This is a genomic window from Xenorhabdus sp. TS4, assembly GCF_014467265.1.
In the GTDB taxonomy this organism is placed as follows: domain Bacteria; phylum Pseudomonadota; class Gammaproteobacteria; order Enterobacterales; family Enterobacteriaceae; genus Xenorhabdus; species Xenorhabdus ehlersii.
Map to the genome: position 1 here is coordinate 69,138 of NZ_NKHQ01000024.1, position 16,022 is coordinate 85,159.

15 protein-coding genes, 1 tRNA gene and 1 pseudogene are annotated in these 16,022 nt (G+C 40.1%); 10 read left to right on the plus strand and 7 right to left on the minus strand.

Annotated features, from left to right (window positions below; translation table 11 throughout):
- Positions 1-161 precede the first annotated feature (161 nt).
- The 9 genes from Xets_RS11725 to Xets_RS11765 all read left to right on the plus strand — a co-directional run bounded on the left by Xets_RS11725 (position 162) and on the right by Xets_RS11765 (position 8,043).
- Entirely contained in the window at positions 162-587 is a 426-nt protein-coding gene (locus tag Xets_RS11725) for a JHE-like toxin PirA (RefSeq protein ID WP_099131663.1), read from the plus strand.
- Between the two features lie 56 nt (positions 588-643).
- Complete coding sequence (locus Xets_RS11730) at positions 644-1,921, plus strand: insecticidal delta-endotoxin Cry8Ea1 family protein (RefSeq protein ID WP_099131662.1); 1,278 nt, start codon at positions 644-646, stop codon at positions 1,919-1,921.
- A 415-nt stretch (positions 1,922-2,336) separates the two neighbouring features.
- Positions 2,337-3,404 carry a PfkB family carbohydrate kinase gene (locus Xets_RS11735; protein ID WP_099131661.1) on the plus strand — a complete coding sequence of 356 codons (1,068 nt, stop codon included), beginning with the start codon at positions 2,337-2,339 and terminating at the stop codon, positions 3,402-3,404.
- A 232-nt stretch (positions 3,405-3,636) separates the two neighbouring features.
- Positions 3,637-4,503 carry a DUF817 domain-containing protein gene (locus tag Xets_RS11740; RefSeq protein WP_099131660.1) on the plus strand — a complete coding sequence of 289 codons (867 nt, stop codon included), beginning with the start codon at positions 3,637-3,639 and terminating at the stop codon, positions 4,501-4,503.
- A gap of 474 nt (positions 4,504-4,977) precedes the next feature.
- Positions 4,978-5,613: a hypothetical protein gene (locus Xets_RS11745; RefSeq protein ID WP_208638601.1), complete on the plus strand. Its 636-nt coding sequence runs from the start codon at positions 4,978-4,980 to the stop codon at positions 5,611-5,613.
- On the plus strand, positions 5,613-6,017 hold the full coding sequence (locus Xets_RS11750; RefSeq protein WP_099131659.1) for a DUF2000 domain-containing protein: 405 nt from the start codon (positions 5,613-5,615) through the stop codon (positions 6,015-6,017). Before Xets_RS11745 ends, Xets_RS11750 begins: the two co-directional genes overlap by 1 nt.
- Positions 6,014-6,766: an SUMF1/EgtB/PvdO family nonheme iron enzyme gene (locus Xets_RS11755; protein ID WP_099131658.1), complete on the plus strand. Its 753-nt coding sequence runs from the start codon at positions 6,014-6,016 to the stop codon at positions 6,764-6,766. The genes Xets_RS11750 and Xets_RS11755 overlap by 4 nt, the downstream gene beginning before the upstream one ends.
- Positions 6,767-6,788: 22 nt before the next feature.
- Positions 6,789-7,427 carry a molybdopterin-dependent oxidoreductase gene (locus Xets_RS11760; protein WP_099131657.1) on the plus strand — a complete coding sequence of 213 codons (639 nt, stop codon included), beginning with the start codon at positions 6,789-6,791 and terminating at the stop codon, positions 7,425-7,427.
- Positions 7,428-7,440: 13 nt separating this feature from the next.
- Positions 7,441-8,043, plus strand: a complete 603-nt coding sequence (locus tag Xets_RS11765; protein ID WP_099131715.1) for a LysE family translocator — start codon at positions 7,441-7,443, stop codon at positions 8,041-8,043.
- 27 nt (positions 8,044-8,070) lie between these two features.
- On the opposite strand, the pseudogene Xets_RS11770 reads toward Xets_RS11765, so the two are convergent.
- Positions 8,071-8,598 (minus strand): annotated as a pseudogene (locus Xets_RS11770) (transposase).
- A gap of 109 nt (positions 8,599-8,707) precedes the next feature.
- On the opposite strand from Xets_RS11770, the gene Xets_RS11775 reads away from it, so the two are divergent.
- Entirely contained in the window at positions 8,708-9,508 is an 801-nt protein-coding gene (locus tag Xets_RS11775; protein WP_099131656.1) for an AraC family transcriptional regulator, read from the plus strand.
- A gap of 195 nt (positions 9,509-9,703) precedes the next feature.
- On the opposite strand, the gene Xets_RS24680 is transcribed toward Xets_RS11775, so the two are convergent.
- From Xets_RS24680 to dsbC, 6 genes are all read right to left on the minus strand, one after another.
- On the minus strand, positions 9,704-9,835 hold the full coding sequence (locus Xets_RS24680) for a hypothetical protein (RefSeq protein ID WP_255430616.1): 132 nt from the start codon (positions 9,833-9,835) through the stop codon (positions 9,704-9,706).
- Between the two features lie 645 nt (positions 9,836-10,480).
- Positions 10,481-10,554, minus strand: a tRNA-Gly gene (locus Xets_RS11780).
- A 171-nt stretch (positions 10,555-10,725) separates the two neighbouring features.
- Complete coding sequence (gene lysS / locus Xets_RS11785; RefSeq protein WP_187651710.1) at positions 10,726-12,246, minus strand: lysine--tRNA ligase; 1,521 nt, start codon at positions 12,244-12,246, stop codon at positions 10,726-10,728.
- Between the two features lie 9 nt (positions 12,247-12,255).
- A protein-coding gene (gene prfB / locus Xets_RS11790) for a peptide chain release factor 2 (RefSeq protein ID WP_187651711.1) occupies positions 12,256-13,354 on the minus strand; the annotation gives its coding sequence in 2 pieces (ribosomal slippage) (positions 12,256-13,278 and positions 13,280-13,354; 1,098 coding nt in all).
- Positions 13,355-13,487: 133 nt separating this feature from the next.
- Positions 13,488-15,221 carry a single-stranded-DNA-specific exonuclease RecJ gene (recJ, locus tag Xets_RS11795; protein ID WP_187651712.1) on the minus strand — a complete coding sequence of 578 codons (1,734 nt, stop codon included), beginning with the start codon at positions 15,219-15,221 and terminating at the stop codon, positions 13,488-13,490.
- Positions 15,222-15,291: 70 nt separating this feature from the next.
- Positions 15,292-15,993: a bifunctional protein-disulfide isomerase/oxidoreductase DsbC gene (dsbC, locus tag Xets_RS11800; protein ID WP_099131651.1), complete on the minus strand. Its 702-nt coding sequence runs from the start codon at positions 15,991-15,993 to the stop codon at positions 15,292-15,294.
- Positions 15,994-16,022 lie beyond the last annotated feature (29 nt).

A 16,022-nucleotide genomic window follows, 5' to 3' on the forward strand; every position in this document is an offset into this window, starting at 1 on the left:
TCTCAATAATAAAATAAATCTCAACTGTAAGGAGAAATCTACCATAATTATAAATAATCACATACTATAGCCATAGTAAAAACGCCGTAAAATAAATAACCAAAAAATTAAAAGCAACAAAAACTATATTTTAATCAATTTTTAAAATAGGATAACACCGTATGAATACAATCAATATAAATATAAGTGGCAGTACCGTTACAGTCATAAGCAATAACGATTCCAATCCAGAACCATTAACTTATAATACAAACACACCAGCATCAGACCCTCTTACAGCCAGTCCTTATAGGGATATGACAATAGAGCCACACTCTTCTATTGAAGCAACAAGAACCGATACACCGATTATTCCCGAAACTCGTCCCAATTACTATGTAGCCAATTCTGGCCCCGCATCATCAGTTAGGGCTGTTTTTTATTGGTCTCATTCTTTCACATCAGAATGGTTCGAATATTCCTCTATCATAGTGAAAGCCGGGAAAGACGGAATATTACAATCACCGAATAACGCTTTATATTACAGTAAAGTTGTCATTTATAACGATACCGATAAACGTGCCTTTGTTACCGGATATAATAAGTAACAAGATGAAAATAACTAACGCACTATTTAACTAAGGAATTAAGGTAAAATAAAATTATGAATATCTCACCGATTAATGTATCTGAAAATGAAACATTACCTGAACTCACTGATGTTATGCTTATTGTGCCTTATACAACATCTACCCCTGATTATGAATGGGATATGTCATCAATTATAAAGGATGCGATTATTGGCGGCGTAGGGTTTATTCCAGGAGCAGGCTCTGCAATGTCCTTCCTATTGGGACTATTTTGGCCTCAACAGAAAGATAATACATGGGAACAGATCCTCCAAAAAGTAGAACAGATGATAGAGAATGCCGTTCTGCAAACTATTAAAGGAATACTTAATGGAGATATACAAGAAATCAAGGGGAAAATGGAACATGTGCAATACATGCTGGAAACCTCGCCTGGCAGTCAGGAAAGTCATGACGCATATATGTTCCTGGCTAGATACCTGGTGAGTATAGATGAAAAATTCAAGTCTTTTGATAATAAAACAAACTACCAGATCCTGCCGATGTACACTAACACGGTTATGTTACAAATCCCTTATTGGAAAATGGGAATAGAGAAGAAAAATGATATTGGGCTGACAGATATTGAAGTCAATGAGTTAAAACAGCTTATCGATAAATTGGTCGACAAGGCCAAGAGTTACATCCATACGATGTATACGAATGAATATAATGATGCCATAAATACATCAACAGCATCGAGTGTCACTAATAATTTACTCTCTGTAAGAGGATATTGTTTATTACACGGTTTAGAGTGTATTGAGTTAATTGAACATCTACAAAACAATAGCCTCGAAAGTGGTTTTTATCCTAAAACTATCAGTTATTCAACTGTATTTGATCGTCAGACTAACAAAATGAGAATTCAGGCTCTTACAGAAGACGATCAAATGCAGGAACCCTTTAAGCCATCTTTAATCAACGGCAAATACAATAAAATACAATCCTTGCTTGGATATGTACAAAGAATTGGAAATGCACCTAGAGTGGGGGGTATTAAAATCACCTTTGCCAACGGTTCATCCTATACACTTGGCACAGTAACATCAGAAACGAGTTCAATTGAACTCAATGATAGTGTTATCGAAAGATTGGAAGTATGGGGCAATGGCGCTGTTGATGAGGCATTATTTACGTTAAGTGATGGGCGTCAACTCAGAGTCGGTGAGCGCTACGCGACAAAATATAGAAAATATGCTGTTGATGGACACTATATTGCAGGACTGTACTTAGCTAGCGATGAACCTTCACTTGCTGGTCAAGCCGCAGGTATTGCCGTTTCATACCATATGTTGGATGATAAAAAATAATACCTGACTAACGGAATTTGAATTGTAGATTAACTCCCCTGGTTACATAGCTAACTATATGTAGCTAGGGTTTTTCCCCCACTATATATTCCAGTTTTACCTCGCCATGAGAATCAACAGATCATAAAAACCAAACATATGTTTGCAATTTCCATAAATCGACCTAATACACTGTTTTAAAAGGGATTATAATAGGATATAATATAGTTTACTTGCTTGATGTATTTAGGTATCTAATTTTTATTAATTTTTCAGCATAATATTTGAGATGAATATCACATTTTTATGTCATTTTTTGGCCTTATCAATCTTACGATCATATTCTCATAAATGAGAAATAAATACAAAAATAGCCTTTACTGTCCGTCAGATATGCAATAAAACATCAGTGTAAAAAAACAACCAAAGGTGTGATATGTCAAAAAGGGAAAACCAGATATTGCAACTTCTAAAGCGTGATCCTTTCATTCAGCAACAAGAAATTGCTGATATTCTCAGAATCAGTCGCTCATGTGTTGCAGGACATATTATGAACCTAAGTAAAAAAGGTTATATTAAAGGCAAAGGATATATCTTATCTAATGATATTTATACTGTAACGGTTGGCGCAGCTAATATAGATTTAACAAGTTATACCTCTGCCAAATTAATTTATGAAGATTCCAACCCAGGGAAAATTATTTCTACACCAGGTGGTGTAGGAAGGAATATCGCTCAAAATATTGCCTTATTAAAAAATGAAAGTTATTTAATTTCTGTTATCGGTAATGACTCAAACGGCAAAATACTGTTTGATCATACAAAGTCGATAGGGGTTAATGTTAACTATTTCCATAAATTAGATGGTGAAAAAACCTCAATCTGCAATTCTGTTATAGATGAAAATGGAAAATGTGTCGTTACAGTTAATGATATGAGTATTCTGGAGAAATTAACTCCTACGTTATTAGCTCAAGCTAAATCTTTAATTCAACATGCGAATGTATTAATCATTGATTGTAATTTAACTGAAGAAACTCTAAAATGGCTATTTAATAATGCCGGCAATGTTCCAATTTTTGTTGATACGGTTTCAAGATCTAAGGCATCCAAAATTCGCAATTTTCTCTCTTATATTCATACTTTAAAACCCAATCGAACTGAGGCAGAAATCCTTAGTGGCATAAAAATTGAAACTCAAAAAGATGCCGCTGATGCGGCACACTGGTTTCATCAACATGGCGTCCAACGCTTAATTTTGAGTATGGATGCAGAAGGTGTTTATTATAGTGAAATGGATAATACATCAGGATGTTCAAGTGCAATCAGTACCAATATTGTTAATACCAACGGAGCGGGTGATGCCATGATGGCTGGCCTGGTACATTGCTGGTTAGAGGGGATGGAACTGAAAGAAAGTATTCGCTTTGCACAACAATGTTCAGCACTAACACTATATTCAGAAAATATTGAAATATTCCCTAAGAATCGTATGTATTTTTGAACGACAAAATTAGAACCATCTGATATATGGGACTGGATTTATCATTCCTATCGCGCCTGTCAGGCCGAAATTAAAGAGCAAATCGTTGATCTCACCATGAATAATTTAGGTATTCGTGTACCGCCCTGGCATTACATATCAACATTAATGCTATTTCTTGCTAGAATTCGCGGCGTGAAATAGGCATTATCGTAATGAATTAACAACAAATAATACCAACAGGGTTAATTAAATGGAAAATATGTGCCAGAAACTAAATGTTCTACGTAAAGTTGATAACTTCTTAATGGCTCATGTGCCTAATAACAGCACAGATGTTAAGCGATTTATTTTAGAGTTTCTTTTTTTTGGATTGATTAATGCACGCTCGTGCTTATTTGCTGGTTTCTTTTTTTTGGCTTTATTTTTGGTTCCAGCAAAAGGCATAGTGGGCATACCACGTTATGATATACTATTAGTATTTGCAGTGACCTTTCAAGCATTACTAATACGGTTAAAACTCGAAACATGGGATGAATTGAAAGCAATTTGTGTCTTCCACTTAGTCGGTTTTATGATGGAGCTATTTAAAACATCAGCATCTATTAGTTCATGGCAATATCCTGATGCTGCGTTTACTAAGCTTTGGGGAGTCCCACTATTTACAGGTTTTATGTATGCGGCCGTGGGGAGCTACATTATACAGTCGTGGCGCTTTTTTAAAGTACGGATTGAGCATTACCCACCTTATTGGATGGCAACACTGGTCGCACTGGCAATTTATATCAACTTCTTTAGTCATCATTATATTGATGATTATCGCTGGTACTTAACTGCTTTTATTTGTGGTTTGTATGCACGCGGCACTGTTTTTTATACGCCGTTGGATAAAGAACGCAGTATGCCACTATTACTTGCTTTTATACTGATTGGTTTTTTTATTTGGTTGGCGGAAAACTTCGGTACCTTCTTTGGGATCTGGCAATACCCAAATCAATTAGGCGCTTGGTCTGTTGTTCATGCGGGAAAATGGGGGGCATGGTCATTATTGGTGGTTGTGACCTTTACGATTGTAGTTCACCTTAAACATATTAAAGCGGATGTGGCAATTGCCCGTTAATTTAGAAATGTCCCTTTTTCATGCATAACAGTATGAAATGATATCATCATAAGGGCATAAAGATCTAAATATATAACCTACAAAAGGGGTCATGATACCAATAGTTAGATGTTGTGATAAACACCTCGTTTTTTATCGGTAAGATGTAGGGGGTGAATAGTTACAAAGCGTATAATTGCTCATGCGTTCGGAAGACAGAACGAAAAAACGCTTAAAAAGCCCCTGAAAAAATTATCTCGATTCAATGTCGCTTTCCCCTGAAATGCCCGACAAAGTTATCAGTACTTTTATCAAAAGAGAATACTACATTTAAGGTAGTTCAACGGATTGAATACGTGCCCCATTGTTTCAGGATATATTGAAATAGATTCTACGCTCTTATTTTTCGTAATTCTATAAACAACAATTTTGTGCAATATTTAACATTTAGGCAGGAATATCGTTAATGTAAATTAAACTTAAGCGAATTATGAGATGATATTTAACACTGATAACTTTTGGATTAGGAACCCCCAACAAATCACTTCAATCGCGACTCTTGGACCTGAAGGAACAAGCAGTCAATCAGCAGCGAAATATCTGACCAACTTAATTGGAGGCCCCTTAGACATACTTCTTTTTGATACTTTTGAACTCGCTTCTGAGTATGTGGAAAAGAATGAGTCATGCATTTTTCTAGTCGCCAATGCATATCAGCGAGTAGATAACTTTTACATGAACAAAAATACCCTTCTACTTGGGTCGTTTTTCTATTCACCTCCCGCTTATTATCTTGGTTGTAAAACGTCCCTCGCCTTAGAGAAAAAGATAGCTGAGCACCAAACCATAAAAATAGCTACGCATCACGCGCCTCTATCTCGTTTAGAGAGCCTAATTGAATCAGCTGAAGACAAGATTTTTGGAATATCTGATGCTCATTTAGAAATAGAGATTACGAACTCTACAAGCAATGGAGCGAGGCTAGTTGTAAACGGCGACGTTGATTGTTGCTTAGCAAATGCTGATGCAATTAAACATTATGGACTTACAGCAATATCTCACCCTCTACATATTGAAATGACATGGGGGGTATTTTCTAACAACCAAATTCATAAAAGGAAAGTGGCATAATGAATGACAAAAAGTGTGTATTGGTAATCGATAAAGATCTTCCTCTTGGAGTCATTGCAAACACAGCAGCAGTGCTAGCTCTTAGCCTTGGCAAGGCTCATCCTGAGCTCGTAGGTGACAATATCAAGAACCGTGATGGAGGGGAACATTTTGGGATCACTCGTATCCCAATCCCAATTCTTGCGGCAACGGCAAGCGAGATAAAGGAAATTCGTTTTCAATTACAATCACACGCTACGATAGTTGACTTCTCGAACGTGGCAAAAAGCACTAAGAGTTATGAGGATTACTCAAGTAGGTTAGAGGCTGCCAGTGAGGACAGCATCGAATATTTGGGCATAGCGGTGTACGGCGACAAAAAAGTCATCATTAAGCAAACTGGAAATATGAAGTTAATACGATGAACAACTTAATTGATATGGTTTTAGTGACAGGATCTCCTTATCTACGCGGTTCAGAGTTGAGCCCTGATGAGCAGCCTGTACACGTAGTTACCCTTAGTGATTTTTTCATTGATGTTCACCCTGTAACCAACGCTGAGTTTGCGGTATTCATTGAGCAGGGGGGCTATAGAAGTAGGGAATATTGGTCAGAAGAAGGTTTTCAGTTTATCCAAGATAATGGCATTTCAGAACCTTTATATTGGCATGATTCTAATTGGAACCAACCAAAGCAGCCAGTAACCGGCATTAGTTGGTATGAAGCTGTCGCATACGCAACATTTGTAGGTAAGGAATTACCAACTGAAGCACAGTGGGAGTTTGCTGCGAAGGGGAACGATAATCGACTCTATCCATGGGGAAATAGCGAGCCATCTATTACGATTGCAAACTATGCCCCAGACTGTGAGCCAGCTGAGCTCAACCGAAAATCCACGGATTGGGATGCACATCCACAGAATCGCTCCCCATTTGGTTGTATTGATATGGCAGGTAATCTAGCTGAGTGGTGTCTAGATAATTACTACCCAAATTACAGTTGGGATAAAACTCATATTGATCCCGTTTATCTTAGTATCCCTACTGACGATCATATAGTTCGGGGTGGTTCAGGGCTGCATGATGAAGATTATATGCGCTGTACATGCAGAGATAACTACCCTCCAACAGTACGAGACAACATCGTAGGTTTACGCTGTGTCAAATCTCTATAATAGATACATAAGAAAGGAAAATATGAGTACTCCATATATTGATAAGAAACCTTCTTCTTTACGGTACTACCAAGAAGGGCCACCTGAATCATATGATTCTATTGATATGAAAGAATGGGCGCTCAAGATATTTTTACCTCATGAGTCAACACCAATTCTTGTCGCATTCGAAGACCTTAAAAACATTGCACCAATAACAGAAAGCCGCCGAGTTGTGTGTGTTTGCAATTGGAGTATCAGAAGAAACTGGACAGGAGTCTTACTAGAAGACCTATTGAAATATCTAGGGATAAACCAAGCAAAATATCTTTCATATAATTTGAAGCAGATAAGTTTAGGTACAAGTAAGGGAGTGTATGACTCTACAATATCCCTTAGTAATGCATTAGAAAATAGAGCGATGATTATTTGGGCGGTGGACGGTGAACCCCTATCTTTGGAAGAAGGTTACCCTATCCGTCTAGTCGACTTTTCTCTATATCGGTACAAAGGGGTTAAGTGCTTGTCTGAATTGTACTTTACTGATGAGTTCGAACAAGGATTTTGGGAAAGCAAAGCTGGTTATTGCAAAGAGGGAAAAATCAAAGCAAAACGGTACCGCATTGTTGATTTGCAAGAACATCGCTTTATTAATGGCTCTGGAGAAGTAACTGATTTTTAGGAGGTAGATGCTTATGTCTCAATTAATTGCAATGGCAGTTTTTGCCCTTGTAACTTCTATATCGCCAGGACCTGTAAACATAATAGCGACAGTTACCGGAGCCAATTGCGGATATATTCGAACTATCCCACATATAACCGGTGCTACAATTGGTTTTGTATCGATTCTATTTTTACTAGGTTTTGGATTAGCCCAAGTTATAAATGAGGTGCCATATCTAACCGAAATGCTTACCTATATAGGAGGCTGTTTCTTGTTATATCTGGCATATAAAGTTGCTATGCAAAACCCGATGATCGGTGATGATAGTGAACTAGAGACCAGTGCTCCATCCCTTATACAAGGAATAATGTGCCAATGGCTTAACCCGAAAGCATGGATTGTATCTTTAGCAGGCATATCTGTTTTTAATAGTCACGATGCAGAGATTAATGCACTACTACTTTTTTGTGCGATTTTTTTTATTGTCTGTTATGCATCAATTTCAGCATGGGCTGTTTTGGGAATAACGATTAGGACAGTTTTGGACATACCTAAACATTATAAGCTTTTCAATCTCACTATGGGGCTATTGTTAGCAATTACGGTCGTATATACTTTTTTTATGTCAAGTTAGGGTCTGTTGATGTTTTAAGGTCATAATTCATTCAACCCACATCGGTAACCAGATAATGATAAATGCCAGTGCCAACATACTGGCATAATTCCGTTCAAGTTTATCGTATCTTGTTGCTATTGCCCTAAAATGTGTAACTCTGGCGAACTGAACAGGCAAACCATAACTATCGATTACCAAATGGATTTTGGTTGAACATCCTCTACAACTTTTGCCAATAGCCTCATCATCTGAAGCCACTCCTGCACTATGCTGGTGAGCCCGGACGATACTTCCGTCAATAAATGACCATTCCCTATCAGCAAATACAGATAACCACTTGAAAATGAGCGGTAGAATACCTTTCTTTGACCAGACATAAAACACTGAAAAACGCTATTCCATTTGCCGAATTCTGACGGTAAATCGCACGCCAAGGAATGCTCGTTCTCATTCGGTAAAGAATGCCTTCAAAGGTCAAGCAATGTTCAGGTTTGTGATAAATCCAAACCGTGTGTTGCATTAACGCAGATAACTTATTCCAATGGAGATCTGTGTTAACATGATTCGCGGCATTGATGGTGAGATCTGGTCGTTTTTTGGCGAAAGTAATTATACCAAATCATCTTACTGTCTAATAATTCCTCACAAAACATCAACAGCCCCTGGAAGGGTATGAACACAGATGACCAAGCAAAAATTCTATCGTTCGAGCGCAGTACCCATTGAGCTGCGCTCTTCTAAAAACTCGAAAGCCTGTTACGGGAAACACACTCATGAAGAATTTTCCATTGGAGCTGTAGATTGCGGTTATAGTGATTACTTCAATAGTAATATTGAACGTAGAATACAAAAAGGTTCTCTTGTCATAATTAACCCTCTAGAGGTCCATTCATGCAACCCAGTACCAGATACAAATTGGAGCTACAAAATGCTGTATGTATGTCCCAAATGGTTAGGTTATGTGCAATCGATGGTTGTAGGTGAAAGAGTAACAAATTTTATCCCGTTCTCAATTAATCATACCGATTCTCCAGAACTTTATGTACAGTTTCAAGAATTAGCCAACACAATTATTCTTGATAAAGACAAAATGAAAACGGAAGAAGAAAGCATCTCTTTTTTTTCCAATCTGTTTTCACAGTCCAACTTAATACCTTTAGAGAAAGTTGTACCAAAAGGTAATGTATCTAAGGCGTATGAATATATTTGTGAAAATTTTCGAAACAATATATCGGTAAAGGATATTGCTGTTCATTCTCAATTGAGTGAATATCATATTATCCACGCATTTCGAAAGGCATATGGTATTACTCCACATGCTATGCAAATTGCAATGCGCATTAATGAAGCAAAAGTACTTTTGAAACAGGGAATGAATATAGCATCTGTAGCCACTGAATTAGGTTTTTATGACCAAAGCCACTTTCATAGAAACTTCAAAAAATTGGTTGCAGCGACTCCTGCGGAGTATAAAAAAATATAGGTCACGTATTCAATCCGTTGAACTACCTTAAATGTAGTATTCTTTTTTCGATAAAAGTACCAATAACTTGGTCGGGCATTTTAGGGGAAAGCGACATTGAATCGAGATAATTTTTTCAGGAGCTTTTTAAGCATTTTTTCGTTCCGCCTTCCGAACGCATGAGCAATTATACGCCGTGATCCTCAACTTGGCCCGTCAATCAGCCAAATTTTCGCCCAATGAACCCGCTAAAAGAGAAAGCTGATTTTCCCGATTTGAAATCGGAGAAGAAATTACCACTTTGAATAAATGATCTTGTGCTTGCCAAGGTATATCAATACGCAGCATCAGTTTCTCTCTGAATAGATTAGGGTTATGAAAGCAACTAACGCCGATTTTTATTATTTATTCTGGCTTTCAGAAACCACCAAATTTCAGGGGAGTAAAGGACTGCTATCAGCACTGAAAATAACAGCATGAATTCGAACTTCAGACTAAATCCACCAATGAAAGTAAACAGCACAAACATGGCTGCTATAAACCCTCTAATTTCCTTAAAAATGCCTTTTATTACCCAAATAAATGCCCGTTTAACCCATTGCAGAAACATCAATATCATCCTTGTTCGTTGCTGTAGTCAGATTATATGTAATACATTCCAGATATTGGAGTCGCCAATTTATCAGCGGCTCTTTATCTGTTTCATTTTTATACCTGTTCTATTTTTCCCATTTTCCTATTCTTTAATCCATCCATAAGTGTTATATCCTTGCGGCTCTTCCGCTGGAATACTGTTCAGATAAGAAACAGAATCCTCGTGGTTCATCGCTAGCTAAGTACAGTTTAGGGGGTACAAAAATATACCCCCATATATCCCCCTGATTGGGATATATTGCAATAGATATCAGTAGACGATAATAGAGTGTAATTTGGGGTTTTTCTTTTATTTTACTGGTATTAGTAGACTTTCATTGACTGCGGGAGATGTTTATTTGGAGCGAGTGAAGGGAATCGAACCCTCGTATAGAGCTTGGGAAGCTCTCGTTCTGCCATTGAACTACACTCGCATCAACGAAGTGATGGCGTTAAATATATACCTCTTACTGAATCTCAACAAGTAGTATATCGTTAATATTTATCTGTATTTTAGCCAGTTATTTAAGTTTTTTTGATATATGTAAAAACGCTCTGGCCGATTAATCGGACAGAGCGTTTAACTGGTTTTAATCAAAAAATGATTATTTATGCGTATGCGGACGCATTGCCGGGAACAGGATAACGTCACGGATGGTATGGCTGTCAGTGAACAACATCACCATACGGTCGATACCAATCCCTAAACCTGCTGTTGGCGGCAAGCCGTGCTCCAACGCAGTAATGTAGTCTTCATCATAGAACATCGCTTCGTCATCACCCTGATCTTTCTGGCGAACCTGCTCTGCAAAGCGCTCTGCCTGATCTTCCGCGTCGTTCAGCTCCGAGAAGCCATTACCAATTTCACGGCCACCAATGAAGAATTCAAAACGATCAGTAATGAATGGGTTATCATCGTTACGACGTGCCAACGGAGAAACTTCTGCCGGATATTCTGTAATGAATGTCGGCTGAATCAGGTGGCTTTCTGCGGTTTCTTCAAAGATTTCACACTGAACACGACCTAAGCCCCAGCCCTTTTCAACATCAATGCCCAAGGATTTCGCGATAGCAACCGCTTTGTCCATATCATCCAGATCCGCCATGTTGGTTTCTGGACGATATTTGCAGATCGCTTCTTTCATAGTCATCTTGGCAAAAGGCTGACCAAAATCGAATTCCTGTTCGCCGTATTTCACCAATGTTGTACCCAGTACTTCTTGAGTCAAAGTACGGAACAGTTCTTCGGTCAGTACAATCAGATCTTGGTAATCCGCGTATGCCATGTAGAGTTCCATCATAGTGAACTCTGGGTTGTGGCGCGGAGAAACACCTTCATTACGGAAGTTGCGGTTGATTTCGAAAACACGCTCAAAACCACCTACCACTAAACGTTTCAGGTACAATTCCGGCGCAATGCGCAGGTACATGTCGATATCCAGCGCGTTATGGTGCGTAATGAATGGACGCGCACTTGCACCACCTGGGATCGCCTGCATCATTGGCGTTTCAACTTCCATGAAGTCTTTTTGGATCATGAAGCTGCGTAATGCCGACATCACGTGGGAACGGATCTGGAATGCCTTGCGTGATTCATCATTCGAGATCAGATCCAAATAACGCTGACGATAGCGAGTTTCCTGATCCGCCAAGCCGTGGAATTTATCCGGTAGTGGGCGCAATGCCTTAGTCAGCAGGCGCAGCTCAGTACAATGGATAGAAAGCTCACCCGTTTGAGTTTTAAACAGCTTACCGCGTGCGCCTAAAATGTCACCCAAATCCCACTTCTTGAACTGAGTATTGTAAATACCTTCCGGCAGATCATCACGGGAAACGTAAATCTGAATGCGACCACCCATATCTTGCAGGGTGGCAAAAGAGGCCTTACCCATAATACGACGTGTCATCATGCGACCAGCAACGGTTACTTCGATGTCCAGTTCTTCCAATTCTTCCTTAGTCTTGTCATCGTATTGGGTATGCAGATCTGCGGAAATGTTTTCGCGGCGAAAATCATTTGGGAAAGCAATGCCATTGCTGCGCAGGGCTGCCAGTTTTTCACGGCGAGTTTTCAGTTCGTTATTTAAATCAGGAGCCTGTTCAGCTCCCTGTTGTTGTTGTGACATTTTAGTTCCTCACAAGCCAGCTTTTAAGCTTGCCTCAATGAATTTATCCAAATCCCCATCCAGCACTGATTGTGTATTGCGGGTTTCTACACCAGTACGCAAATCTTTAATGCGGGAATCATCCAAAACGTAGGAGCGAATCTGACTGCCCCAACCGATGTCCGATTTGTTATCTTCCATTGCTTGTTTATCTGCATTCTTCTTCTGCATTTCCAGTTCGTACAGTTTTGCTTTCAACTGTTTCATCGCCTGGTCTTTGTTTTTATGCTGAGAACGGTCTGTCTGGCATTGGGTTACAATACCCGTCGGTACGTGAGTGATACGTACTGCAGATTCGGTTTTGTTAACGTGCTGACCACCAGCACCAGAGGCACGGTATACATCAATGCGTAAATCAGCCGGATTGATTTCGATATCAATATCATCATCCACTTCTGGGTAGATAAAGGCAGAGCTGAATGATGTGTGACGACGACCACCTGAATCAAAAGGACTTTTACGTACCAAGCGATGAACGCCGGTTTCTGTACGCAACCAACCGTAAGCATATTCACCCATGATCTTGATAGTGGCAGATTTCAAACCAGCAACGTCACCATCAGACTCTTCAATAATCTCTGTCTTAAAGCCTTTGGACTCTGCCCAACGCAGGTACATACGCATCAACATGCTGGCCCAATCCTGTGCTTCTGTACCGCCAGATCCCGCCTGAAGATCCAGATAGCAGTTTGCGCTGTCATATTCGCCAGAAAACATGCGACGGAATTCAAGTTGGCTTAGCTTCTCTTCCAGCTGTTCCAACTCAGCGATTGCCTCATTGAAGGTTTCTTCATCATCAGCTTCAACGGCCAGCTCCAGCAGGCCGTTCACATCTTCCAATCCCTGGGTCAGCTGATCAATGGTTTCTACGATGCTTTCAAGTGATGAACGCTCTTTACCCAACGCCTGTGCCCGTTCCGGTTCATTCCAGACATCAGGCTGTTCGAGTTCAGCATTGACTTCTTCTAAACGTTCTTTCTTGGCATCATAGTCAAAGATACCCCCTCAGAACTGCTGTCCGCTCAGACAGGTCCTGAATGTGATTTTTTACCGGATTAATTTCAAACATATTTTGTGTCTTATACTTGTGTATTATGAATAAATGATGGTCGCATGGATATTTTCGAACCGCGTATTGTAACGGATCTATCAAGGGGTTTATAGCCTTCATCTTTTAAATGCAGTTCGAAAACTAAGTTCATTCAATAGGGCCAAATATGCTGGATCAAAAGCTGGACATCACGATTACCACGAAATTCGTTAATATCCAGTTTATAAGCCAATTCTACCGTTTTAATACTATTATCCGGCCAGCAACTGACATCAATATTAAATGCAATGCCATCTAACATTGGTCCACCATTTAATGGTTCAAGCATGACTTTCAGGTGCTTTTCACCCACGATGCGCTGTTGCAGTAGCTTGAATTTGCCGTCAAAAACGGGTTCCGCAAACGCCTGCCCCCACGGGCCTCCATCACGCAGAATTTCAGCAACTTCCAGCGATAACTCTTCCAATGCTAATTCACCGTCGCTCCAGATCACCCCTTCAAGTTGGGCTATATCCATCCAGTCTGCTACCAACTCGGAAAAATAGCGCTGAAAGAGGTCAAATTTGTCTTGTTCAATCGACAATCCCGCTGCCATCGCATGACCACCAAATTTCAACATCAATCCTGAGTGCAGAGTATCAAGACGTTCAAGTGCATCTCGCATATGTAAGCCATTTACGGAACGTCCTGAACCTTTCAAAGTGCCATCGCCCGCCGGAGCAAAAGCAATGACAGGACGATGAAAACGCTCTTTTATACGTGATGCCAAAATACCCACAACCCCCTGATGCCATTCGGGATGGTAAATTGCTAATCCGTAAGGTAATTGGGTATGGGTTCGCTCGATTTTATCGCAAATCTGCAAGGCCTCTTGCTGCATACCTTGTTCGATTTCCCGACGAGTTTGGTTCAGGCCATCCAACTCGCAAGCAATCTGACGGGCTTGCGTCATGTCATCGGCCAGTAATAATGCCACCCCAACGGACATATCATCCAGACGTCCGGCTGCATTTAATCGTGGCCCCAACGCAAATCCCAAATCACTGGCTGCCAATTTTGTCAATTCCCGTTTGGAAATTTCGAGCAGCGCCCGTATTCCCGCACAGCAACGCCCTGCCCGAATGCGATTGAGTCCTTGATATACCAGAATGCGGTTATTGGTATCGAGGGGAACCACGTCAGCCACTGTACCCAATGCCACTAAATCCAGCAGCTCCGCCAAATTGGGTAATGGAATACCTTGTTGCTCAAACCATGCCAATTTGCGCAATTCAGCCCTGAGTGCAGACATCAGATAAAATGCAACACCAACCCCTGCCAGGGCCTTAGAAGGAAAGGAGCAGTCAACTAAATTGGGATTAATAATGGCATCTGCGGCTGGCAGTATTTCGCCCGGTAAATGGTGATCAGTGACGATCACCTTGATGCCATGTTGATGTGCCGCAGCTACACCATCATGGGACGAGATCCCATTATCTACGGTGATAATCAGATCTGCGCTTCTTTTAACAACTTCATCAACCACCTGAATGCTTAATCCATAACCATCCTCAAAACGGTTTGGAACAAGATAGTCAAGGTTACGATATCCCATTGCACGCAAGGCGCGGATGCTCAATGCGGTACTGGTTGCCCCATCAGCATCAAAATCACCAACAATCACGATACGCCAATGTTCATGTAATGCAGTGATCAACAAGGCAACTGCCTGCTCAATGCCATTGAGGGATTGGTAATTGAGAAGTCCCTTTGCACTACGCTCCAATTCATCGGCTTGACGTATGCCACGCATAGCGTATAAGCGGCGCAATAACGGATGAATATCGTTGGGAAGATGACCAGGATCCGCCACTGGCCGGCGGCGGAGTTGTATTTCTCTACTCACAGTTTCTTATTCACTGATTTTTTATTCACGAGTTTTTGTATTCACTGAATGGGAACATGAACGATTTCAATTATTCGCCATGATGTTCCAACGCAGCCTGCAAATCTTTCGGTGACAAGTAACCACCGAGCACGCTGCCATCTTTTAGGACGATCGCCGGTGTGCCCTGAACACCAAACTGCAAGCCTAACTGATATTGTTTAGCGATATCTGTCTTACACTCTTTAATTGGGGAGATATTTTCGCCTTTGAAAGCAGCATTCAGTGACTTACTCGGTGTTGCACTGCACCAAATAGACTGCATATCTTTAGCTGACTGGTGTTGCAAACCATGACGAGGAAACGCTAGGTAACGGACAGTAATCCCCAATTCGTTGTATTCTTGCATACTCTCATGCAATTTACGGCAATAACCACAGGTAATATCAGTAAAAACAGTAACAACCTGTTTTTCTTTTGGCGCTTTGTAAATAATCATTTGATTTTTCAAAGCTTCCAATTTTTTAATCACAACCTGGCTGCTGACATTTTTGGGTACTTTGCCACTAATATCATAAAGTGGCCCTTGTAACAGGTACTTACCATCATCAGACATATAAATAATGCCATGCTCGGTTAAAATTGAACTCACACCTGGTAGTGGTGATGGAGTGATACTTTCTGCCTTAATTCCCATTTTAGACAGTGTATTATTGATAGTACTCTCATCAGCAAAGGCATTGCTGACAACAGCTGTCAACAGTAATGAAAGGCAAAACGCGATCTTCTTCATTATTCGTTCCTTTATTTTCACTTAACTCC